This window comes from Bradyrhizobium sp. HKCCYLS3077, assembly GCF_051167555.1.
Classification (GTDB): domain Bacteria; phylum Pseudomonadota; class Alphaproteobacteria; order Rhizobiales; family Xanthobacteraceae; genus Bradyrhizobium.
Genome location: NZ_JBNPTH010000002.1, coordinates 222,180 through 242,722, shown reverse-complemented (window position 1 = coordinate 242,722; position 20,543 = coordinate 222,180). Strand labels below are relative to the sequence as shown.

Annotated in this window: 21 protein-coding genes and 1 riboswitch; of the genes, 15 read left to right on the top strand and 6 right to left on the bottom strand. The window is 65.1% G+C overall.

Annotated elements, in window-relative coordinates; all coding sequences use genetic code 11:
• Positions 1–42: 42 nt before the first annotated feature.
• The 3 genes from ACQR0Z_RS07160 to ACQR0Z_RS07150 all read left to right on the top strand — a co-directional run bounded on the left by ACQR0Z_RS07160 (position 43) and on the right by ACQR0Z_RS07150 (position 3,902).
• A complete protein-coding gene (locus ACQR0Z_RS07160; protein ID WP_434918170.1) occupies positions 43–1,254 on the top strand; it encodes an ABC transporter substrate-binding protein in 1,212 nt (403 codons plus the stop codon).
• Between the two features lie 517 nt (positions 1,255–1,771).
• Positions 1,772–2,512 carry a response regulator gene (locus tag ACQR0Z_RS07155; RefSeq protein ID WP_434860604.1) on the top strand — a complete coding sequence of 247 codons (741 nt, stop codon included), beginning with the start codon at positions 1,772–1,774 and terminating at the stop codon, positions 2,510–2,512.
• A 25-nt stretch (positions 2,513–2,537) separates the two neighbouring features.
• Positions 2,538–3,902: an ATP-binding protein gene (locus tag ACQR0Z_RS07150; protein ID WP_434860746.1), complete on the top strand. Its 1,365-nt coding sequence runs from the start codon at positions 2,538–2,540 to the stop codon at positions 3,900–3,902.
• A gap of 67 nt (positions 3,903–3,969) precedes the next feature.
• Here the strand turns inward: ACQR0Z_RS07150 and ACQR0Z_RS07145 are convergent, their stop codons facing one another.
• From ACQR0Z_RS07145 to ACQR0Z_RS07135, 3 genes are all read right to left on the bottom strand, one after another.
• Positions 3,970–4,500 (bottom strand): PRC-barrel domain-containing protein, encoded by a 531-nt coding sequence (locus tag ACQR0Z_RS07145; protein ID WP_434918169.1) that lies wholly within the window; start codon positions 4,498–4,500, stop codon positions 3,970–3,972.
• A gap of 329 nt (positions 4,501–4,829) precedes the next feature.
• Complete coding sequence (locus tag ACQR0Z_RS07140) at positions 4,830–5,078, bottom strand: hypothetical protein (RefSeq protein WP_434860602.1); 249 nt, start codon at positions 5,076–5,078, stop codon at positions 4,830–4,832.
• A 146-nt stretch (positions 5,079–5,224) separates the two neighbouring features.
• Positions 5,225–6,709 (bottom strand): hypothetical protein, encoded by a 1,485-nt coding sequence (locus ACQR0Z_RS07135; RefSeq protein ID WP_434918168.1) that lies wholly within the window; start codon positions 6,707–6,709, stop codon positions 5,225–5,227.
• Positions 6,710–6,925: 216 nt separating this feature from the next.
• Between ACQR0Z_RS07135 and ACQR0Z_RS07130 the strand changes: the two genes are divergently transcribed.
• The 6 genes from ACQR0Z_RS07130 to thiC all read left to right on the top strand — a co-directional run bounded on the left by ACQR0Z_RS07130 (position 6,926) and on the right by thiC (position 13,042).
• Complete coding sequence (locus ACQR0Z_RS07130) at positions 6,926–7,708, top strand: transglycosylase SLT domain-containing protein (protein ID WP_434879506.1); 783 nt, start codon at positions 6,926–6,928, stop codon at positions 7,706–7,708.
• Between the two features lie 78 nt (positions 7,709–7,786).
• A riboswitch (TPP riboswitch) is annotated at positions 7,787–7,897 on the top strand.
• Positions 7,885–8,898 carry an FAD-dependent oxidoreductase gene (locus ACQR0Z_RS07125; RefSeq protein ID WP_434918167.1) on the top strand — a complete coding sequence of 338 codons (1,014 nt, stop codon included), beginning with the start codon at positions 7,885–7,887 and terminating at the stop codon, positions 8,896–8,898. It overlaps the preceding riboswitch by 13 nt.
• Positions 8,889–9,086 (top strand): sulfur carrier protein ThiS, encoded by a 198-nt coding sequence (thiS, locus tag ACQR0Z_RS07120; RefSeq protein ID WP_434918166.1) that lies wholly within the window; start codon positions 8,889–8,891, stop codon positions 9,084–9,086. The genes ACQR0Z_RS07125 and thiS overlap by 10 nt, the downstream gene beginning before the upstream one ends.
• Before the next feature lie 313 nt (positions 9,087–9,399).
• On the top strand, positions 9,400–10,182 hold the full coding sequence (locus tag ACQR0Z_RS07115) for a thiazole synthase (protein WP_434918165.1): 783 nt from the start codon (positions 9,400–9,402) through the stop codon (positions 10,180–10,182).
• The gene (locus ACQR0Z_RS07110; protein ID WP_434918164.1) at positions 10,169–10,777 is read left to right on the top strand and encodes a thiamine phosphate synthase; all 609 of its coding nucleotides are present in this window, start codon (positions 10,169–10,171) and stop codon (positions 10,775–10,777) included. The genes ACQR0Z_RS07115 and ACQR0Z_RS07110 overlap by 14 nt, the downstream gene beginning before the upstream one ends.
• Before the next feature lie 366 nt (positions 10,778–11,143).
• On the top strand, positions 11,144–13,042 hold the full coding sequence (thiC, locus tag ACQR0Z_RS07105) for a phosphomethylpyrimidine synthase ThiC (RefSeq protein WP_434918163.1): 1,899 nt from the start codon (positions 11,144–11,146) through the stop codon (positions 13,040–13,042).
• A 974-nt stretch (positions 13,043–14,016) separates the two neighbouring features.
• Here the strand turns inward: thiC and ACQR0Z_RS07100 are convergent.
• On the bottom strand, positions 14,017–14,601 hold the full coding sequence (locus tag ACQR0Z_RS07100; protein WP_434918162.1) for a hypothetical protein: 585 nt from the start codon (positions 14,599–14,601) through the stop codon (positions 14,017–14,019).
• Positions 14,602–14,705: 104 nt separating this feature from the next.
• Here ACQR0Z_RS07100 and ACQR0Z_RS07095 point away from each other — a divergent pair, with 104 nt between their 5' ends.
• From ACQR0Z_RS07095 to ACQR0Z_RS07080, 4 genes are all read left to right on the top strand, one after another.
• Positions 14,706–15,089, top strand: coding sequence for a RidA family protein (locus ACQR0Z_RS07095; protein ID WP_434918161.1), 384 nt, complete (start codon positions 14,706–14,708; stop codon positions 15,087–15,089).
• Between the two features lie 273 nt (positions 15,090–15,362).
• The gene (locus tag ACQR0Z_RS07090) at positions 15,363–15,989 is read left to right on the top strand and encodes a hypothetical protein (protein WP_434918160.1); all 627 of its coding nucleotides are present in this window, start codon (positions 15,363–15,365) and stop codon (positions 15,987–15,989) included.
• Between the two features lie 122 nt (positions 15,990–16,111).
• Positions 16,112–16,369, top strand: coding sequence for a hypothetical protein (locus ACQR0Z_RS07085; protein ID WP_434918159.1), 258 nt, complete (start codon positions 16,112–16,114; stop codon positions 16,367–16,369).
• A gap of 234 nt (positions 16,370–16,603) precedes the next feature.
• Positions 16,604–16,873, top strand: a complete 270-nt coding sequence (locus ACQR0Z_RS07080) for a hypothetical protein (RefSeq protein ID WP_434918158.1) — start codon at positions 16,604–16,606, stop codon at positions 16,871–16,873.
• 160 nt (positions 16,874–17,033) lie between these two features.
• On the opposite strand, the gene ACQR0Z_RS07075 is transcribed toward ACQR0Z_RS07080, so the two are convergent.
• The gene (locus ACQR0Z_RS07075) at positions 17,034–17,654 is read right to left on the bottom strand and encodes a glutathione S-transferase family protein (protein WP_434918157.1); all 621 of its coding nucleotides are present in this window, start codon (positions 17,652–17,654) and stop codon (positions 17,034–17,036) included.
• A 106-nt stretch (positions 17,655–17,760) separates the two neighbouring features.
• Between ACQR0Z_RS07075 and ACQR0Z_RS07070 the strand changes: the two genes are divergently transcribed.
• Positions 17,761–18,264 (top strand): mismatch-specific DNA-glycosylase, encoded by a 504-nt coding sequence (locus ACQR0Z_RS07070; protein WP_434918156.1) that lies wholly within the window; start codon positions 17,761–17,763, stop codon positions 18,262–18,264.
• Between the two features lie 1,126 nt (positions 18,265–19,390).
• Here ACQR0Z_RS07070 and ACQR0Z_RS07065 read toward each other — a convergent pair.
• On the bottom strand, positions 19,391–19,831 hold the full coding sequence (locus tag ACQR0Z_RS07065; RefSeq protein ID WP_434862375.1) for a hypothetical protein: 441 nt from the start codon (positions 19,829–19,831) through the stop codon (positions 19,391–19,393).
• A 320-nt stretch (positions 19,832–20,151) separates the two neighbouring features.
• Here ACQR0Z_RS07065 and ACQR0Z_RS07060 point away from each other — a divergent pair, with 320 nt between their 5' ends.
• Positions 20,152–20,406, top strand: coding sequence for a hypothetical protein (locus ACQR0Z_RS07060; protein WP_434918155.1), 255 nt, complete (start codon positions 20,152–20,154; stop codon positions 20,404–20,406).
• The last annotated feature ends 137 nt before the right edge of the window (positions 20,407–20,543 follow it).

Sequence of the window (20,543 nt, the reverse complement as noted above, 5' to 3'; positions counted from 1 at the left end):
TAGAACTCCCGCACCAACAAACAATAATCTCGGGAGAGAGACATGAGACCTTCGGCGCAAGCCGCCGCTGCAGCCATCGCGCTCGCAGCCCTCTGCGGAACCGCATCTGCCCAGACGATCTCGGACGACATCGTCAAGATCGGCGTGCTCACGGACATGTCGAGCCTCTATGCGGACGCCACCGGCAAGGGCTCGCTGGTCGCGGTGCAGATGGCGGTCGAGGACTACGGCGGCAAGGTCAAGGGCAAGAAGGTCGAGGTGGTCTCGGCCGATCACCAGAACAAGCCCGACGTCGGCGTCAACATTGCCCGCAACTGGTACGACAATGAGAAGGTGGATGCCATCTTCGACGTGCCGACCTCCTCGGTGGCGCTGCCGGTCTCGGCGCTGACGCGCGAGAAGAACAAGATCCACATCAACTCCGGCGGCGGCTCCTCCGACATCACCGGCGCGCAGTGCTCGCCCAACACGGTGCACTGGACCTACGACACTTATGCCCTGTCCAACGTCGCCGGCAAGGCGATGGTCAAGCGCGGCGAGGACACCTGGTTCTTCATCACCGCCGACTACGCCTTCGGCCAGGCCCTGGAGCGCGACGCGGCCAATGTCGTGAAGGAAGCCGGCGGCAAGGTGCTCGGCGACGTGCGCCATCCCCTGAACTCGTCCGACTTCTCCTCCTTCGTGCTGCAAGCCCAGGCGTCCAAGGCCAAGGTGGTGGGCCTCGCGAACGCCGGCGGCGACACGCAGAACGCGCTGAAGCAGGCCGCCGAGTTCGGCCTGGCGCAGAGCGGCCAGAAGATGATCGCGCTCTTGATGGAGATCACCGACGTGCATTCGCTCGGCATCAAGTCGACATCGGGCCTGATCGTCACCGACGCTTTCTACTGGGACATGAACGACGAGACCCGCGCCTTCTCCAAGCGTTTCAACGAGAAGGTCGGCCACATGCCGACCATGATCCAGGCGGGGCTCTACTCCGCGACGACGCATTACCTGAAGGCCATCGAGGCGATCGGGACCGACGAGGCGCCCAAGGTGATGGCGCAGATGCGCGCGATGCCGGTGAACGACTTCTTCGCCAAGAACGGCAAGATCCGCATCGACGGCCGCATGGTGCACGACATGTATCTGTTCGAGGTCAAGAAGCCGGAGGAATCGAAGGGCGACTGGGACCTCTACAAGCTGATCGCCACCGTCCCGGGCGACGAGGCCTTCCGTCCGCTCGACAAGGGCGGCTGCCCGCTGGTGAAGTAGGACTGATACGGCCGGCGGCAATGGCGGTCTGCTCCGGCGGTTCGCTGGTGAAGTAAGGACTGATACGACGCGGCAACGGCGGTCTGCTCCCTCTCCCCGTCCTTCACGGGGAGAGGGGCAGCCACACGGGCAGAGTGAAGTTGGTAGCACTTCTCCATGGTCGTCAACGCGAGTGTTCGACGCCATAGCTACTCAAAGCTCGTTCGTGACGATTCCCGTATACTGATCCACTTCCCGTGCCGCTGCCCCTCACCCCAGCCCTCTCCCCGTGAAGAACGGGGAGAGGGAGCGCAGCGTGGCTCGGAGCCGCGGTTCAGCTTTACACCACGAGCCGGTAGTCCGGTGTCGTCAGCCCCACCGTGGCACCTCTCCGTCTGCTCAGGGGCTTGACGCCTCGGCATCAAAGCGCGACAGCGTGCCCAACGGTAGTCGCGCCCTGCTCGACGGCGCGTTGCCAGGAAACATTACGTAACAAAAAAAATCGCAAATCGCCGCGATTCTAGGTCACTTGATCGGCATGGCCCAGACACAACCCCACATCCTGGTCGTCGAGGACGACCGCGAGACGCGGACGCTGATCGCGAAATATCTGCGCAACAATGCCTGCAACGTCACCACCGCGACCGACGGCCGCGAGATGACCCGCATCATGGGCGACCATCGCGTCGACCTGCTGATCCTCGACGTGATGCTGCCCGGCGAGGACGGCCTCACGCTGTGCCGCAAGCTGCGCGCGGAATCGCAGGTGCCGATCATCATGCTGACCGCGCGCGGCGAGGACGTCGACCGCATTCTCGGTCTCGAAATGGGCGCAGACGACTATCTGCCGAAACCGTTCAACCCGCGCGAGCTGCTCGCCCGCATCAATGCGGTGCTGCGCCGGCAGGCCGCGGCGATGACCGCGAGCGCGACCGAAGGCGCCACCGCCCTGAGCTTTCTCGGCTGGCGCATCGACTTCCGGCTGCGCGAGCTGCGCAATCCCGAGGGCGCGCGCGTCGCGATGACCAGCGCCGAGTTCGACCTGCTGCGCACCTTCTGCGAACGGCCCGGCCGCGTGCTGTCGCGCGACAGCCTGCTCGACCTGACGCAGGGCCGCAATGCCGGCTCTTTCGAGCGCTCGATCGACGTGCTGGTCAGCCGCATTCGCCGCAAGATCGAGCCGGATCCCCAGGAGGCCACGATGATTAAGACCGTGCGCTCCGGCGGCTACATGTTCACGCCCGTGGTCGAGGTGGTGACCGGCCCGCAAAGCCATTGATGGTACGTATCGGGTAGCTGTCGTGATGATGTCGTTCGGCTTTCTCAACCTGAAGGGCATCCGCGGCCAGATCACGGCGCTGGTGGCGATCTCGATCGTCACGCTGCATGCGATCATCACCGCCTCGTTCCTGATCTATCGCGCCGACCAGCCGGAGAACGAGAACGAGGCCGGACCGTTTCAGCTTGCGACCGTGGTTCATGTGCTCGGGCGCGCCGAAGCGTCCGACCGCGCGCATCTGATCAGCGACATCACCCGGGCCTACCCTGAGTTCGATCTCAAGCCTTATGCCGGCCCGCCGCCGGACTTCGGACCGCGCCCTGACGAGCGCGGGCCCGAGGCACGCGGAGGGCGCGAGGGCGGACCGGGATTCGGCGGCTTTCGTGGGTTAGGCCCGGGCTATCGCATCTACATGCCACCGCCGGGATCGCCCGGGCGACAGGTGGTGTTCGCCCTGCCCGATGGCGGCATGATCTCGGCGAAGATGCCTGAGCGGCCGCGCCGGCCGCCGTTCTGGGGGGCGCCGTGGCTGACGACGATCCTGTTCGCCTTCATCAGCATCACGCTGCTCGGAGTGTGGGCCGCACGCGCGCTGACATCGCCGCTGTCCGTGTTCGCCAGGGCGGCCGAGACGTTCAGCCTCGACGGCGATGCACCGGCCCTGCCCGAGCGCGGACCGGAGGAGATCCGCTCGCTTGCCCGCGCGCTCAACCGGATGCGCCAGCGCATCACCGCGCTGATGAACGACCGCACCAAGATGCTGGCTGCGATCAGCCACGATCTGCGCACGCCGCTCACGCGCATGCGGCTGCGCTGCGAGTTCGTCGAGGACGAGCTGCAGCGCAGCCGCATGCTCGCCGATCTCGATCAGATGCATTCGATGCTGGGCTCCGTGCTGTCGTTCCTGCGCAACGGGCGCAAGCTTGAGCCGATGACCCTGGTGGATGTCGCCAGCATCCTGCAGCTGGTCGCCGATCAATTCGCCGATGTCGGGCAGAACGTCAGCTATGCCGGACCCCCGCATGCCATGGCGACGGTGCGTCCCGACGACCTGATGCGCTCGATCACCAACCTGGTGGAGAATGCCGTGAGGTATGGCCAGCAGACGGTCGTGCGGCTCACGGTCTCGGGCAAGCATCTCACCATCGATGTCGAGGATGACGGACCGGGAATCGCGGACGCGCTGAAGGCGGACATGCTCGAGCCTTTCGTGCGCGGCGATCATGCCCGCAACATGGACGAGGCCACCGGCTTCGGATTGGGATTGTCGATCGCCAAGGCGATCGTTCAGGCGCATGGCGGCGAGCTGTCGCTGCATGATCGCAAACCGTGCGGCCTGATCGCGCGCATCAAGCTGCCGCAAGGCGAGACGACGCTTCGCGCCGCCTGATCATATGCGAACGCGCCCGGACGAACCGGACGCGCTGCACATCAACTGATAGACCGGAACGCCGAGATTACTCCGAGTACTTGAACTCGGGCATGGACTTCAGCTGGTCCTTGGTGGCGTTGATCATCGCGTGGTCGGGATACCAGCGGCTCTTCGACGAGCTCATCGACGACGACGAGGTGCCGGTGGCGGCGCCGGTCGTGGTGGTCGAGGCCGGCGGCGTGGTCGCCGTCGTCGTGCCAGTAGCCGGAGCGCTGGAAGCCGTGCTCGCCTGCACCGGCTGATCCGAGAACTTGATCTGATCGAACGAGACGGCGACGAGGTGCTCGCCCATGCCGAGGAAGCCGCCGACGCCGATCACGACGCCCTTCACCGCACCGCTCTTGTCGACGAGCATGTCGTCGATCGAGCCGACGTTCTCGTTGTTATTGTTGTAGACCTTCACGCCGATCAGCTTCGAGCCGCGCCAGTCACCCGCATAGGAGGCAGCGGTCGTCTCGCTCTTGATCGTGGTGGTCGTGGTGCTCTCGGCAGCAAACGCCGCGGTCGCGAGCAGCAGGGAACCGGCAAGGCCGGCCGCAACAGTCTTCATCACCATGTGGTGTCTCCTCTCAGTGTGAATGGTGACGAGAGAACGGCAACGGACAGTCCGCGTTCCCAGGGAACCGCGATTTCGTCACGATCGCGACAAGCGGTCCCATCGCGGGCGGGGGAGTGTTACGGAGTGACGGTTCTGAGATGGGGAGAATGAGGCTGAGGGAAAGAAACTACGAAGCGCAACAATGGAAACCGCCGCTCACTGCACGGACGGTGAGCTCCCTCTCCCCGTCCTTCACGGGGAGAGGGAGCGCACCGCCGTTGCTGTGGCAGCTTGCGCATCTCAGAGAGGATTCAAGCATTCAGCCAGATCGCGGCGCATCCAGCTAACTACGCCGCCAGCGCGCCGTCCTCGTCGACCGCCTCGGCATAGAACGCGATCGTCTCGTAGCGATAATCACACAACCGGCAGTGCCACAGGAACGCAGTCCGCCGGCCATCCTTCTCGACCCAGGTCGGAAGCGCGATCGGCTCGGCGCATTGGGCGCAGGGATTGTTGCGCGGCAGGTCGAGCACGCGCATCGGCGACCGGCTGTCAACAATGTCACGGAATTGGATGTCGGCTGCCTTCACGGCCATGACGCGCTCCCTCTCAGTTCTGTTTTGAATGAGTCAGGCTTGCTGTCGAACTGACCGGGAGAGAATAGCCGCACGGCTGCTGATTTGCACGTGCCCGGATGCCGCGCGACATCCGACCTCACGCAAATTCGATCAAATTGTCTGCTTCAATTCCCGCGACTCTGGACCGCCGGTTCCACGACGTGGCGGGCGCCCGGCTTGCGCAGGTGGATGGTGGCGATGTCGTCGGCATAGACCTTCTGCCAGCCGTCGACGTGATCCAGCAGCTTGGTCGCCGCGCTCTGCGTCCGCAGCAGGGTCGCCTCGATGTCGTAGTCCTTGAGCAGGCGGAACAGATTGTCCGGCTCCATCAGGCCCGACGCCGCATTGTGATCGACGAAGAACTTTTCGCCATAGAGCTCGGTGCGGCCGTCGATGAACGGCGCCACCCCGGTTGAAATCAAATAGCCGCCGAAATCGTAGTCGTTGAGGACCCTGGTCAGATTGAGCCTCTTCAGTTCGGTCACCGCCGCGACCGGCGTGCCGCGCATGTTCGGCGCGTAGCTGAGCATCGACATCGACGCAATGGTGCCGGCGCCCAGCGCCAGCACGACGGCGGCGGCGAGCGCGCGCGGACTTCCCGCCACGGGCGGAACGGGCGCTGTCCCCGAAAAGCGCGCCAGCGGCGCCGCGATCACCAGCGGACCGACGAGGGCGAGGATTTCCGCCGCCCGCGCCTGTGCCAGCGCCATGTGCAACAGGCCGAGCAGCATCAGGATGCGCACCGGCGGCAGCGCGAAGCCGTGGAGCAGCGCGAAGCCGATCGCGATCAACAGGCAGATCTCGAACGGGCCGAGGCCCTGGAAATCCGCCGCCTTCCATTCGACGATCAAGGGCAGCGCCTGCCCCAGCGACAGGATCTTCTGCGAGGCCAGCAGCGCATTCCAGCCATAGGGCGTGCACCAGCTCGCCACGAGCGCCAGCGCCGCGAACAGCGCCCAGCGCAAGGCGAGGCCGCGTCTGGCCGAGGCGTCCGCGTTGACGAGCGCATCGAGCGCGGCGGGCGCAATGAAGAACAGGCCGAACACGAAGCCGCCGTGGAGATTGGCCCACAGCGCAATCAGCAGCACCAGCGCGAATGGCGGCGCCTCTCTGCGGTCGGCCGCATCGATCAGTCCGCCGATCCAGGCCACCAGAATCGGAAACGCCAGCACATGCGGCCGCGCCAGCAGATGCGGCAGGCAGAGCAGGAACGCCGCGACGACGAAAACCAGCGTCGTGCTGTCGCGCAGATGGCGGCTCAACATGCGCGCGAACAGCGCGAACGCCAGCGCGATGGCCGCCGCCGCCAGCACCACCGGCCCGGTCCAGCCGGCGATCCGATAGGCCGCGGCAAAGGCGACCTGCGCCAGCCATTGCGTCGACATCCAGGGCGCGCCGCGCATGGTGAAGGAATAGACGTCGACCTCGGGCACCGCGCGGTGATCGATGATCCACTGCCCCACCGTGATCTGCCAAAGCGTGTCGGGATCGTTGAGCAGCCGGTTGCCGGAGATCAGCAGCAGCGCATAGACGGCGGCGCCGACCCACAGCGCAAGCTGCGCCTGTGCGCGTCCGGCGCTCGCATCTGTATGGGTGACGGACAGCGTCATCGCGGTAGGTCCTGGCTGGAGACGGCTCCACCCAACCACGCCCCGGCATAATTCGGGGTAAACCGGAGCCGCCATGCTCCCGGCGCACCCGGGCGCAGCGCCCGATTTTCGCCACAATATTGCCCGGCGTTTGCGCCAATTACGGTGTGCAAAGGGTTAAACGTGTGCCGAGGGGGCTGCTTCGGCACGCGCACGGTTCCCGGGGGATCCTGAGTCATGAAACGTCTTGTGCTGACGGCCTGCCTCGCAGGCTTCGCGATGCTCGGTCACGCGCCGCTTGCAACGGCCGCCGAGGAGACGGACAGCGCCAGCAAGGCAAAAGCGGGCAAGATCAAGCTGGCCCATGTCCGCGCCGACAGCATCAAGGATCTGGCCGCGCGCGGCGCGGTCACCCGGACCGCGCGCGAGGTCGAGGCGATCGAGGCCGTCAGCGGCGCCGACACGACCAATCCGGTCGATGCCAACGCTTCGGCACAGCCGGCCGAGGTCGAGGCCGCGCCGGACGCGCCCGCCCCCGAGCGCGAGGCCGACCGCAAGGCGGCCGAGGCCAAGCCGAAGCACATGAATACCGGCCATCCGCATATCGACGCGCTGGTCGCCGTGCACGCCGCCGCCAACAACATTCCGGAAACGCTGATCCACCGCGTGATCGTGCGCGAGAGCAAGTATCAGCCGAACCTGGTCGGCCGCTGCGGCTGCATCGGCCTGATGCAGATCAAGCTCGGGACCGCGCGTGGGCTCGGCTATACCGGCGATGCCGCGGGTCTGCACGATCCCAACACCAATCTCACCTATGGCGTGCGCTACCTCGCCGGCGCCTATCGCGCCGCCCGCGGCGACCACGACCGCGCCGTGGCGTTTTTTGCCAAGGGCTACTACGAGGAGGCCAAGCGGCAGCGCCTCGCCGATGCCCGCCCCGCCGGCCGGCCGGAGCGCGTCAGCGCCCCGCTCGACATCACGCCGAAGATCGAGACCCGCCGGCACGCCCGCGCGCACTGACGGCGTTTCGTTCCTATCCAACAGCCACAGTCTTTCCGTGACACTCCGTTGACACCGGGGCGTATCGGTCTATTTTAAGCGCGTTCCGAGGGGAGCTCCGAGGGGGAGCTGAGATACCGCACGTGATGCGGTGACCCTTTGAACCTGATCCGGGTCATGCCGGCGAAGGGACAGGGATGCAGCAGACAACGACCCGCGGGGATCGTCCCGTATCCATCATCGGTGCCGGTATTGCGGGTGCCTGGCAGGCACTGCTGTTCGCACGCGCCGGTCACGCCGTCACCTTGCACGAACGCAGCGACGCCGCACTGATGCTCTCCACCAGCCATTGGGCCGGCGGCATGCTGGCGCCCTATTGCGAGAGCGAAGTCTCCGAACCCATCATCAGCCGCCTCGGGCTTGCCTCGCTCGACATCTGGCGGCGCGAGATGCCGGAGACGCCGTTCAACGGCTCGCTGGTGATCGCGCATGCCCGCGACCGCGCCGATTACGACCGCTTCGCCCGCCGCACCTCCGGCTATCAGCGCCTCGATGCGGCTGCGCTCGCCGAGCTGGAGCCGTCGCTGGAGGGCCGCTTTCGCGAGGGCCTGTTCTATCCGACCGAGGGCCATGTCGAACCGCGCCGCGTGCTGCCGAAGCTGCACCAGCGCATCGTCGAGGCCGGCGGCCGCGTGCTGTTCAACAGCAATGTCAGCGCCGCGGATCTCGACGGCCTCGTGATCGACTGCCGCGGGCTGGAGGCGCGCGACGCCGAGCCGGAGCTGCGCGGCGTCAAGGGTGAGATGATCCTGATCGAGACCGCCGAGGTGCAGCTCGCGCGCCCGGTGCGGCTGATGCATCCGCGCTTCCCGCTGTATCTCATTCCACGCGAGGACAATCTGTTCATGCTGGGGGCAACCTCGCTCGAGGCCGAGGACACTGGCGTCTCCTTGCGTTCGGCGCTGGAGCTATTAGGCGCCGCCTACTCCGTGCATCCGGCGTTCGGCGAGGCGCGCATCCTAGAATTCGGCTCCGGCCTGCGGCCGGCCTATCCCGACAATCTGCCGCGCATCACGGTGAGAAGCGAGCGCGAGATCCGCGTCAACGGGCTCTATCGCCACGGCTTCCTGATCGCACCGAGCTTGGCGCAGGCGACATTGAACTACGTTGCGCATGGCCAGATCGACAATGAGGTGATGCGATGCGCGTGACGGTCAATGGCGAGGCCCGCGATATCAATTCCACCGACGTCGCGGCGCTGCTGTCGGAGCTCGACTACGAAGGCACGCATTTCGCGATTGCGCTGAACTACGATGTCGTGCCGAGGAGCCGCTGGTCGGAGACGGCGCTGAAGGCCGGCGACGAGATCGAGATCATCACGCCGCGGCAGGGAGGGTGATGCCGATGGAGCGCGCGCTCTCACTCCACACACTGTTATCGTCCCGGCGAACGCCGGGACCCATAACCACCGTCGGTGGTCATAGGACGCAGTATCTCCCCGCCTGCCCCAATCCGGCATCACGCGGTATGGGTCCCGGCGTTCGCCGGGACGACGTGGGGTGGGCGGTCGCGCCTCACCCACAGCCGTCATCGCCCGGCTTGACCGGGCGATCCAGTACGCCGCGGCCCCTCGGCTCATCACGACCGCCTCTGGAATACTGGATCCCCGCTTTCGCGGGGATGACAGTGTCATTCGGGGAGAGACCATTCCCATGCTGAAATTCTACGACAAGACCGTCACCTCCCGCCTGCTGATCGGCACCGCGCTGTATCCCTCGCCCGCGATCATGCAGGATGCGATCCGCGCCTCCGATGCCGAGATCGTTACCGTGTCGCTGCGGCGTGAAGCCGCCGGCGGCAAGACGGGCGATGCGTTCTGGAAGCTGATCAACGAGCTGAACGTGACGGTGCTGCCAAACACCGCCGGCTGCCGCAGCGTGCGCGAGGCGGTGACCACGGCCAAGCTCGCGCGCGAATTGTTCGGCACGTCCTGGATCAAGCTCGAAGTGATCGGCGACAACGACACCTTGCAGCCCGACGTCGTCGGACTGGTCGAGGCCGCCACCATCCTGATCAAGGACGGCTTTGAGGTCTTCCCCTATTGCACCGAGGATCTCACCGTGGCCACGCGCCTGGTCGATGCCGGCTGCAAGGTGGTGATGCCCTGGGCCGCGCCGATCGGCAGCGCCAAAGGCATCATCAATCGCGATGCGCTGAAGCTGCTGCGCGACCGCCTGCCCGACATCACCCTCGTCGTCGACGCCGGCCTCGGCGCGCCATCACACGCGGCCGAAGCGCTGGAGCTCGGCTACGACGCCGTGCTGCTCAACACCGCGATCGCCAAGGCCGCCGATCCCGTCGCGATGGCCCGCGCCTTCAAGCTCGGCGTCGAGTCCGGCCGCACCGCCTACGAAGCCGGGCTGATGGACGCCCGCGATTTCGCCTCGCCTTCCACCCCTGTCGTTGGGACCCCGTTCTGGCATGCCGTATCCTGATCGCTTCTATCCCGTCGTCGACAGCCTCGCCTGGGTCGAGCGCCTGACCAAGCTCGGCGTCGGCACCGTGCAGCTGCGCGCGAAAAATCTCGACGACGGCCAGGCGCTGCAGATCGTCACCGACGCGCTTGAAATCACCAAGGGCACCGCGACCAAGCTGATCGTCAACGACTATTGGCGCGCCGCCATCGTCGCGGGAGCCGCGCACGTCCATCTCGGCCAGGAGGATCTGGCGGAAGCGGATGTGAAGGCGATCAAGGAGGCCGGCCTGACGCTCGGCCTGTCGACCCATGACGATGCCGAGCTGGAGACCGCGCTCGCCGCCAAGCCCGACTACGTCGCGCTCGGCCCGATCTTCCCGACCACGCTCAAGGCGATGCGCTTCGCGCCGCAAGGCATCCCGAAGATCAGCATGTGGAAGCAGCGCGTCGGCGATATTCCGCTGGTCGCGATCGGCGGCATTAAGCTGGAGCAGGCGGCGGAGATTTTTGCTGCCGGCGCAGACTCGATCGCGGTCGTCAGCGACGTCACGCAGAATGCCGATCCGGACGCAAGAGTGCGCGCGTGGCTCGATGCGGCGAAGGAGCCGGCGTGATGCGCCCAGCATTTGCGAATGCGTCTGAGATTTGTTGCACGAGCTCGCCGCCAAGCGCGCAGTGCGCTCCCCTCCCCCACGCCGCAATCGCGCAGCGATTGTCGGCAGCGGGGAGGGGTTGGGGGTGGGGGTCCACGCGCACTGCTCTCAGCGTGAGATCACACCCACCCTACAACTTCAATCACGCGCCTACTCATCAGCACCGCGTTCCGGGCACCCCCACCCCCGACCCCTCCCCGCAAGGGGGAGGGGAGCGCACTGCGCACGCCGCGACATATCGCTCCAACACGCCCTACTCCGACGCATCCCCTCTGAACTCCGCGCCCGCATTCGGCCCGGCCGACAACAATTGACCAGGAGGATCCCATGAACATTCGCTCCAATCCCGACACCACCCTGCCCGCCGTCACCACCGGCCCACTGCCGTCGTCGCGCAAGATCTACGCGACGCCTGCCTCCGCGCCCGATCTCCGCGTGCCCCTGCGCGAGATCATCCTGTCGGAGGCGGCCTCCGAGCCGAACCTGCCGGTCTACGACACCTCCGGTCCCTACACCGATCCCAGCGTCACCATCGACGTCAACGCCGGCCTGCCCCGCAACCGCACCGCCTGGGTCAAGGAGCGCGGCGGCGTCGAGGAATATGTCGGCCGCGACATCAAGCCGGAGGACAATGGCAATGTCGGCGCCGACAAGGCGGCGAAGGCGTTCACCGCGCATCACAAGCCGCTCCGCGGCCTCGACGGCCACAAGATCACCCAGCTCGAATTCGCCCGCGCCGGGATCGTCACCAAGGAGATGATCTACGTCGCCGAGCGCGAGAATCTCGGCCGCAAGGTCCAGCTCGAACGCGCCGAAGCCGCGCTCGCCGATGGCGAGAGCTTTGGCGCGTCCGTGCCCGCCTTCATCACCCCGGAGTTCGTCCGCGACGAGATCGCGCGCGGCCGCGCCATCATCCCCTGCAACATCAACCATGCCGAGCTGGAGCCGATGATCATCGGCCGCAACTTCCTCACCAAGATCAACGCCAATATCGGCAACTCGGCGGTGACCTCCTCGGTGGAAGAGGAAGTGGACAAGATGGTGTGGGCGATCCGCTGGGGCGCCGACACCGTGATGGACCTCTCCACGGGCCGCAACATCCACACCACCCGCGAATGGATCCTCCGCAACTCGCCGGTGCCGATCGGCACCGTGCCGATCTACCAGGCGCTGGAGAAGTGCAATGGCGATCCGGTCAAGCTCACCTGGGAGCTCTACAAGGACACGCTGATCGAACAGTGCGAGCAGGGCGTCGACTACTTCACCATCCACGCCGGCGTGCGGCTGCAATACATCCACCTCACCGCGTCGCGCGTCACCGGCATCGTCAGCCGCGGCGGCTCGATCATGGCCAAGTGGTGCCTCGCGCATCACAAGGAGAGCTTCCTCTACACCCATTTCGACGAGATCTGCGACATCATGCGCAAGTATGACGTCTCGTTCTCACTCGGCGACGGCCTGCGCCCGGGCTCGATTGCGGATGCCAACGACCGCGCCCAGTTCGCCGAGCTGGAGACGTTGGGCGAGCTCACGAAGATCGCCTGGGACAAGGGCTGCCAGGTCATGATCGAGGGCCCCGGCCACGTGCCGATGCACAAGATCAAGATCAACATGGACAAGCAGCTCAAGGAGTGCGGCGAGGCGCCGTTCTACACCTTGGGGCCGCTGACCACCGACATCGCGCCGGGCTACGACCACATCACCTCAGGGATCGGTGCGGCGATGATCGGCTGGTTCGGCTGCGCGATGCTGTGCTACGTGACGCCGAAGGAGCATCTCGGCCTGCCCGATCGCAACGACGTCAAGACCGGCGTCATCACCTACAAGATCGCCGCCCACGCCGCCGACCTCGCCAAGGGCCATCCCGCAGCCCAACTGCGCGACGACGCCCTCTCCCGCGCCCGCTTCGAGTTCCGCTGGACCGACCAGTTCAACCTCGGCCTCGACCCGGACACCGCGAAAAGCTTCCACGACGAGACCCTGCCGAAGGAAGCCCACAAGGTCGCGCATTTCTGCTCGATGTGCGGCCCGAAATTCTGCTCGATGAAGATCACCCAGGACGTCCGCGACTACGCCGCGACGCTCAATGATCCCGCGACCGTCGGCATGACCATCAGCGGCACCATCGAGGACGGCATGGCCCAGATGAGCGCCAGGTTCAAGGAAATGGGCGGCAGCGTGTATCTCGACGCGGAGAAGGTGAAGGAGAGCAACAAGGCGTTGTGAGTAAGTAAGCTAGCAAGTGTACGTCCGCGCTTTGCGCGGACGTGCTACAGGCTTTCGCGCGGGAGGACACAGCAACACCCAAAGATGAATGGCATGCTCGGATAACAGGGCTGCTCGCGCACGGCCTCTTTACCACCCTACGTTCTAAGCCGCGCTGGCCAGTAGCTGCCGTACCAGTATTTTCGTAACACTCCAAAACATCGCAGAGTCGTTGTGCGCTAGCGCCACTCCATGCCTCAGCTGCTTTGCAGGATGGACGTAATTTCGAAATTCTTTCAAGACATCCGCTACTTGTCGCGGCCGACTCGGTAATCCAGCCGAGCTCATGACCAACCTTTATGTAGGAATCCAACATCCAGTCGCGGTAGTCGAGCGCCTTACCAGTCCCCTTGTTTATTGGCGCAGCCTTAGCCTTTACAAGCACGGACTTGTCTTCCATTTTATTAGCACGGGCGACGAAAAGAGCCTCCAACAAGCCGCCCATCATGACAATTGCTGCAAGATGCGCTCCAGCGGATACGCACTTTTGACACTCAACCCATCTATCGCCGAGCACGTCGCGCACTTGAAGATTTCCCGCCAGAGGGGAAAAGTCCGGCAAGGCGTCATCCGAACTTGGAACAACAGACGTCTGCTCTTTCAAAATGGCAGACCGCACAGCTATTAGCGAACTCTTCGCTCGCGTTAGCGCGCCGAGATATGTCGATCTAGCAGCGCTTCTGTCCGTGGAGTTCAATATCGTCTGAAACGCATCATCAATTTGCCCCAGATCATCGCTCGCCACCGAAACTACGGACTTCTTGTGCCCATTGAACCATGCGTACGAAAGTGACCTTAGACTTGCCAGATGATCCGCGTTACGAACCTGCTTTGACCTAGTTTTCGAAATCATCAGTCGAGCTGTTGTCACTTCTTGGAGTGCAGCGTCTATTGCGTCAAGAGCAGCTGTCATCTACCTCCCCAAACGTGCAATCTCATGTTCTTTTTCCCTTTTTTCGAACTCGCTTACCAGCGATAGGTTTTCTCTTACGCGGAGAACGCTTGGGTCCGCTAGCGACGACCTTACCCGGCAGAGTCATAGCAACCAAGTTCTCTCCGACCGTATTTAGCTTGAACTCTCCATGTCCAGCTGAATCGAGATAGCCAGCATTCTTTGCATTGTTTAACGCAAATCTACTCGGACGACGCCTAGTAGCCAGGCGCGCCGCTTCTGCTAGAAGATCCGCGCTAATCGTTTCGCGTCGCTCGTTTGCGGGCGCTTCGAACTGGTAGTAATAAGCTGCGACAGCTGCAAATTGCTGATCGCTAGTGGGAGACTTTTCTGCCGTAAATTGTTTGATGTCGATCTGTCGTGGCGACGGGCGAGCACCCAAATCCGGAAATTCATTGTGCCCTCCTTTCTGAGTAGCCGCATGCAGATTCGACGGACTCAGGCCCAACGCTTCGCTAGCAAAGCGTAGCGCACGCTCCTGTTGCGCTGGTCCCAGCCCACTAAGGGTTTCGACTATAATTTTTGCCGCATCAAACTCATTACCGACGGCAGAATCGCTCTGAGTCATCAAGTCATCTCCTCGCTTGACAAATTACCATTTGCAGCAGCAGTTTGTGGATAAATCCTCACCTAAAGATTGCAATCAACAGAAAATGCTCATTTGCATGCCTCATGCCCATCCACCACATCCCCGCCCCACCCCACATCAAAGCCCCGCCGCTCTCCTTCGGCAACCGCGTCGGCGACCTTCTCTTCATCTCCGGCATCCCCGGCTTCGACGCCGACGGCAACCTGCCTGATGAGTTCGAGGCGCAGTTCGCCAATGTCGTGACCAATTTCACGCGTGTGCTGACCGAGGGCGGCGCCTCTCTCCGCGATGTCGTCAAGGTCAACGTGCTGCTGACGCGCGCGGCCGATGTGGCGGTCATGAACCGGCTCTATGCCGCGGCGTTCGGGCCGGCGCCGTATCCGGCGCGGACGACGTGCGTGGTGGTGGCGCTGCCGGATCCGAAGATGCTGATCGAGATCGAGGGCGTGGCGGCGGTGAAGACGTAGCGCTAGCAAGCGTCTCTAGCGACTAGTGGTGCAAGTGGCTGCGCCCTCGCCCCCAAGGCGAAGCAAAGCTTCGCCTTGGGGGCGAGGGCGCTGTATCAAGCAGCGCGGCGCGCGGCGGCATGATGCTAAGAGTTTCACGGCAGCGCGACGATAGACACGCTTCCGCCCTGGAGGCTGCCGCTTGCCTACCCTACCCGCTCCGAGCAATATCGGTTCTGACTCACGCTTGTCATTGCGATGCGGCCCGTGGTTGAATACCGCTGGGGCGGGGGAATGTCGGCGATGTTCATTGCATTTTTCGGGGCGGCGCTGGATCGGCCCCTACGCTGGCTGCTCGCAGGCCTGGCAATCGCGCTGACAGCAGGCTGCTCATCGGTCCCGATCGGGAACGAGGCCGCCAAGCCGCCGGAGGCGCCGCGAACTGGTTATGCGACGCTGCATGTCGGTCGGCCCACCGGCTTCAACGTCAGCGTCTTCCCGGTGACGATCGACATCGATGGCAAGACGGTCGGCTCGCTCGCGCCGGGGCGCTACATGACTGTCGAGCTTGCACCCGGCAAGCATACGCTCGAGGTGCCGAACAACGCGTGGAGCCGCGCCATCAACGGGATTCCCCATCAGGTCGAATTCACCACCGCGGCCGGAAAAACCTACTACGCGTTGCCGTTCCGGCAGCACGCAACGCGTGACCATGGTCGGCTCCGCCGTCGTCGTCGATCGCGTGGCCGATCATCACAGAAGCTTCTCGGTCCAGGAGGCGACAACGCCGCCGGCGGAGTTCGCGCGCCTGAGCTACGCGACGCCATAGTCCAGCGAAGGCCGTCCGCTTCACCATCCTGCCCGGACCGCAAGCGCGCTGATCGGCATCGATGCGCCGCGTCAGCCATGCGCCATCGGTAACGCATGCCTGCTCGCGCGGTTTTGCCGCATGTTTCGCGGCGCCCTGCCTTCAAATTGAACGACACCGCATGGACACAGGCCGCGCCCCAAGGAAGGGGCCGATTTGTTGCCGGAGTTTGTCGATGCTTCGTTTCACCACAATCTGTATTGCATCCAGCCTTGCCGCCGCGGCGCTGATGGCCGCCACGCCGGCCCGCGCCGGCTATTACATCCTGCGCTGGGACAACACCGGCATCTGCCAGGTCTGGAGCGAGGCGTTCACGTTCAGGCCGGTGCAGTGGCCGTCGCGCTACCAGATCATCAGCCGCGTCGTGCCGACCTTCAACGATGCGGTCACGCTCCAGGTGAAGCTGCGGCGCCAGGGGCGCTGCACGCTCTGAGGCCGCGCGACGGCGAGCAGCCCCGCATCTGCACGCCGGGAGGCGCGCGTCCGGCGCCTCCTCCATCATGACGACACCCCATCGTCACATCGCCGAGATCGCTGTGAACGGCGCCACGTCGCGGCTTGCGCGACGCGCCCTTTTGTCGCACCACTTTCGCCCAAGGCCAGCCGCGCGCTCGCCTTCGTCAGCCCGCCACCGCGGGCCGCTGTCGTTCGTTTGAGGAGATTGACGATGCGTCGCCTGACCACTCTCGCTGCCGCCGCGGCCCTCGCCGCCGCCTCGATCGCCACACCTGCCTTCGCTGCGCCCGCGCCGAAGAGCGGCTACTACGTGATCCGCTGGGACAACACCGGCATCTGTCAGATTTGGAACACCGAGCTGCAGTCGAAGCCGATGGAATGGCCGTCGACCTACAAGATCGTCTCCAAGCCGGTGCCGACCTTCGTCGAGGCCACCAACATCCAGCTCAAGCTGCGCGACGAGCGCCGCTGCTTCCTGTAAGCCGCCTCCCCCCTGGCCTCATGGTTCGAGACGCGCCGCAAGCGGCGCTCCTCACCATGAGGGTCTGATATCGGCCTGCTGCCAAGGCCTCGTCCTGAGGAGCACGCCGCAGGCGTGCGTCTCGAAGGACGGCGACGCGGCAGTGTGCATCCCCGCGGCGTCAGGCGGCGGCGACCGGGCTCGCCGGCATCGCGACGAAGCCGGGCAGCTGCGTGATCCGCGTGAGCCACGCGGTCACGTTCGGATAGGGCTTCAGCGAGACGCCGCCCTCGGGCGCATGCGCCGTGTAGGTGTAGAGCGCGATGTCGGCGATGGTCGGCGCATCGCCGGCGAGCCAGGGCCGGCGGCCGAGCTCCTGCTCCATCACCGTGAACAGGCCGCTGGCGAGCTGGTGCGCGCGGGCCATGTCGGTCGGCGCGCCGAACAAGGTTGCGATCCGCGCTGCCGCTGCGCCGAAGGCGAGCGGTCCCGCCGCCGCCGACAGCCAGCGCTGCACCTGCGCCTGCGCGAGCGGATCGCGCGGCAGCCAGCGGCCGGAGGCGTCGTAGCGGTTCGCGAGATAGACCAGGATCGCGTTGGAATCGGGGATCACGGCCTCGCCGTCGACCAGCACCGGCACCTGCCCGAACGCATTGAGCGCGAGATAGTCCGGCCGCTTGTGCGCGCCGCCCTTGAGGTCGACATCGACATAGTCGCAGTCGAGCCCGAGCAGATGCAGCATCAGCTTGGCGCGATGCGAGTGGCCGGAGAGGGTGAATTGATACAGACGACGTTGCGACATGCGGGGCTCCCTGTGTTGCGCCTGACCTAGACCACGGCCGCTGCGGCAACAATGCAGCCCTCTCGCAACAGCTTGTTGCGAGGCCAGCAATAATGCACAAGGCGCCATGGACCGCCTGCCCGACCAGCTTCAGCCCGGCCTGCGCCTCGTCTTCGCCGGCACCGCCGCGAGCGAGCGCTCGGCCGCGACCGGGCACTACTACGCGCATCCCGGCAACCGCTTCTGGCGCACGCTGCATGCGACTGGGCTCACGCCGCGGCTGTACCAGCCGGAGGAGTATCCCACGCTGCGTCAGCTCGGCATCGGCTTCACCGACCTGTGCAAGCAGGGCGCGGGCATGGACCATGTCGCGCTGAAGGCCGGCGTGGATGTTGCGGGGTTCACGGCGAAGATTCGGCAGTACCGTCCGGCGACCGTGGCCTTCACCAGCAAGAAGGCGGCGAGCCTGTTCTACGGCCGGCCGACCAGCGCGATCGCGCTGGGACGGCAGCCGGAGCAGGACGATTTTCCGACCGTGTTCGTGCTGTCTTCGCCGTCGGGAGCCGCGTCGGGTGCGTGGACGCTGCAGCCATGGTTGGAGCTGGCGGAGCATATCGTGACGACGGCCTAATACGCGGTGCCAAGGATGATCGGGTGGACAAAGCAATCGCCCGCAGGGCGGTGGCGTGCGCGTGCCCACCATGCATCGGCGCACTCAGCAGCACGACGGTGGGCACGGCGCGTGACGGAGCACAGCAGACAATGAGGGTCACGGGCGCGCCTTTGCCCCCCCTAGCAGGGTGGACTGCATGCCCATCTTGCTCACAGGGCTGGTGAGACCGTGCCGTCTTCCCTTAGCCGAGAACATCTCCACGGCGCCGGTCTCTCCACTCCCCTCCCCCTTGCGGGGAGGGGTCGGGGGTGGGGGTCCCCACGAGAAGTCGGTCCGGTGATTTCAGATCACCTGGACCGGCCTGCCTCAAACGAAACTCATCGCCCGCGGACCCCCACCCCCAACCCCTCCCCGCAAGGGGGAGGGGAGCTCACCGCCGACGCGGCAGGCACTCGGCCCTCTCAAGGCGTATTCGTCTTTGCCGAAAATACTTCTTGCTTATTTTCCGAAATCATGATTATCTCTCCCTCAACCCGCCCCAATGCAGAGGGACGTACGCGTCGTCACGATACGTGGAGGTGGGCCGCGGTGGACGTGAGGGCTGCGCCGGACGAGCGCCGGCCGTCACGTACGGCGAAGTCGTGATGTCCTGATACCCCGATGCTGGTATCACGCGCGCGGTGTTGCGAAGGCATCCCGTGCGTCATGGTGGCCAACAAGCCCGGCGCACCAGGGAGACCACGTATAAGCCGTCAAACCATGCGCGCAGGGAAGGCCGGGATGTCCCAGCCGAGCCTGTGGTTCTGCCGCGTGCTTTTTTGTTGCACGCGGACCATGGGAGCGGCGAGCTCCCGGTCTTCCCTGCCCCTCTCGGATGTCGATGGGGCTCAGCCGAGGCAACCCTCGCGCACGATGTGCGGCGAGAACGCCGAATCGTGAGCGGGAGATCGATGATGCGCCGCGCGGCCAACTCAGGAAAAACTGTCATCGCCCGCGCAGGCGGGCGATCCAGTATTCCAGACGCGGTTGTGATTGAGCCGATGAGCCGCGGCGTACTGGATCGCCCGGTCAAGCCGGGCGATGACAGCGGTTGTTAGTAGCGGCGGCGATGCTCTTTTTCCGGCACCGATCACCAATGACCTCCCTACCTGATCGTGATCGCGAGCCCCGACAGGTCGACATTCGCCAGCAGGCCGACCTGCTCGCCGGACAGCTCCAGCACCGCGCCTTTCTGGTTGGTCAGCACGATGCCGCGAACGCCGCGGCCGACGGCGAGGCCGGCGCCGGCGGCGCCGTAGACGCCCTCGACATCCGACGGGCGCCAGATGTTGCTGACGCGGCCGCGCAGCACCGTGCGGGAGCCGCCGAACACGAGGCCGTAGTCGATGCCGCCGGTCGACAGCGGATAGGCGCGGCCGTGGAAGTTGAGCACGCCGCTGCCGCCGGAGCCGCCGATGATCCATCCCGCCTTGTAGATGGTCAGCGTGATGAAGCCGCCATCCGCATGCGCCGTGGCGGGAATGACGGCGCCGCAAGCGGCCGTCAGCGCCACCAGCAGACCGCGAAGCGAGGATGCAATTTTCATGAATGAAGTCTCCAGCGAAGTGAGCTTTGCAGCGTGATTATGAGATGCGCGAAGGTGCGGTATTTCGGTGGCCGCGCGCGGCGATCGCGCCCCACCAAGCGAATCGATCGGGCCGAATTTAGCCCTTTACGCGGCCATGCGCATGCGAGGCCGCGAGTGTGGTCGAAATGCCGCCCTCGCCGCGGCGATGCAGGATTGAACCGGTTCCATGACGAACGACACTGAAGGGGGTGTCCGGGCCAAGCGCCCGGCCCGGCTCCGGCAAGCCGCAGGCGCCGCCGGAGCCCCGCATTCACTTAGCCATTTGAGGAGCCTTCCTGATGACCCGCATTTCGCTGCTGTGTGCCACTGCCGCTATTGCCGGCGCCGCTCTCTCCGCTGCGACGCCTGCGAGCGCCGCGCCCTATCACCTGATCCGCTGGAGCGACACCGGCTTCTGCCAGGTGTGGGACAACGGCGTGCCGACCACGCCGTGGCCGGGCAACTATCAGACGGTCAGCACCAAGGTGCCGACCGTGATCGAGGCGCTGGCGATGAAGGAACATCTGCTCCGCCACGGCCACTGCAAGTTCTGACACAACGTTCCCGATCGATGCGGGACGGAGCGGCGTGGCCTGCTCCGTCCCTCGCCCCTTTTGCGCCGCGTTGCGGCGAAATGGGTCGAGACCCCAGCGAAACAATGGCACTTTCGGGGTATTTCGGGCCGGTTGGC

Coding starts and splice junctions, on each gene's coding strand:
- ACQR0Z_RS07110 (WP_434918164.1), top strand. CDS start 10,169: ATGCCGTATCCTGATCGCTTCTATCCCGTCGTCGACAGCCTCGCCTGG.
- ACQR0Z_RS07100 (WP_434918162.1), bottom strand. CDS start 14,601: ATGACTCAGAGCGATTCTGCCGTCGGTAATGAGTTTGATGCGGCAAAA.
- ACQR0Z_RS07065 (WP_434862375.1), bottom strand. CDS start 19,831: ATGAAAATTGCATCCTCGCTTCGCGGTCTGCTGGTGGCGCTGACGGCC.
- ACQR0Z_RS07085 (WP_434918159.1), top strand. CDS start 16,112: ATGCTTCGTTTCACCACAATCTGTATTGCATCCAGCCTTGCCGCCGCG.
- ACQR0Z_RS07135 (WP_434918168.1), bottom strand. CDS start 6,709: ATGACGCTGTCCGTCACCCATACAGATGCGAGCGCCGGACGCGCACAG.
- ACQR0Z_RS07115 (WP_434918165.1), top strand. CDS start 9,400: ATGCTGAAATTCTACGACAAGACCGTCACCTCCCGCCTGCTGATCGGC.
- ACQR0Z_RS07060 (WP_434918155.1), top strand. CDS start 20,152: ATGACCCGCATTTCGCTGCTGTGTGCCACTGCCGCTATTGCCGGCGCC.
- ACQR0Z_RS07125 (WP_434918167.1), top strand. CDS start 7,885: ATGCAGCAGACAACGACCCGCGGGGATCGTCCCGTATCCATCATCGGT.
- thiS (WP_434918166.1), top strand. CDS start 8,889: ATGCGCGTGACGGTCAATGGCGAGGCCCGCGATATCAATTCCACCGAC.
- ACQR0Z_RS07155 (WP_434860604.1), top strand. CDS start 1,772: ATGGCCCAGACACAACCCCACATCCTGGTCGTCGAGGACGACCGCGAG.
- ACQR0Z_RS07075 (WP_434918157.1), bottom strand. CDS start 17,654: ATGTCGCAACGTCGTCTGTATCAATTCACCCTCTCCGGCCACTCGCAT.
- ACQR0Z_RS07160 (WP_434918170.1), top strand. CDS start 43: ATGAGACCTTCGGCGCAAGCCGCCGCTGCAGCCATCGCGCTCGCAGCC.
- ACQR0Z_RS07070 (WP_434918156.1), top strand. CDS start 17,761: ATGGACCGCCTGCCCGACCAGCTTCAGCCCGGCCTGCGCCTCGTCTTC.
- ACQR0Z_RS07090 (WP_434918160.1), top strand. CDS start 15,363: ATGTCGGCGATGTTCATTGCATTTTTCGGGGCGGCGCTGGATCGGCCC.
- ACQR0Z_RS07080 (WP_434918158.1), top strand. CDS start 16,604: ATGCGTCGCCTGACCACTCTCGCTGCCGCCGCGGCCCTCGCCGCCGCC.
- ACQR0Z_RS07140 (WP_434860602.1), bottom strand. CDS start 5,078: ATGGCCGTGAAGGCAGCCGACATCCAATTCCGTGACATTGTTGACAGC.
- ACQR0Z_RS07150 (WP_434860746.1), top strand. CDS start 2,538: ATGATGTCGTTCGGCTTTCTCAACCTGAAGGGCATCCGCGGCCAGATC.
- thiC (WP_434918163.1), top strand. CDS start 11,144: ATGAACATTCGCTCCAATCCCGACACCACCCTGCCCGCCGTCACCACC.
- ACQR0Z_RS07095 (WP_434918161.1), top strand. CDS start 14,706: ATGCCCATCCACCACATCCCCGCCCCACCCCACATCAAAGCCCCGCCG.
- ACQR0Z_RS07145 (WP_434918169.1), bottom strand. CDS start 4,500: ATGGTGATGAAGACTGTTGCGGCCGGCCTTGCCGGTTCCCTGCTGCTC.
- ACQR0Z_RS07130 (WP_434879506.1), top strand. CDS start 6,926: ATGAAACGTCTTGTGCTGACGGCCTGCCTCGCAGGCTTCGCGATGCTC.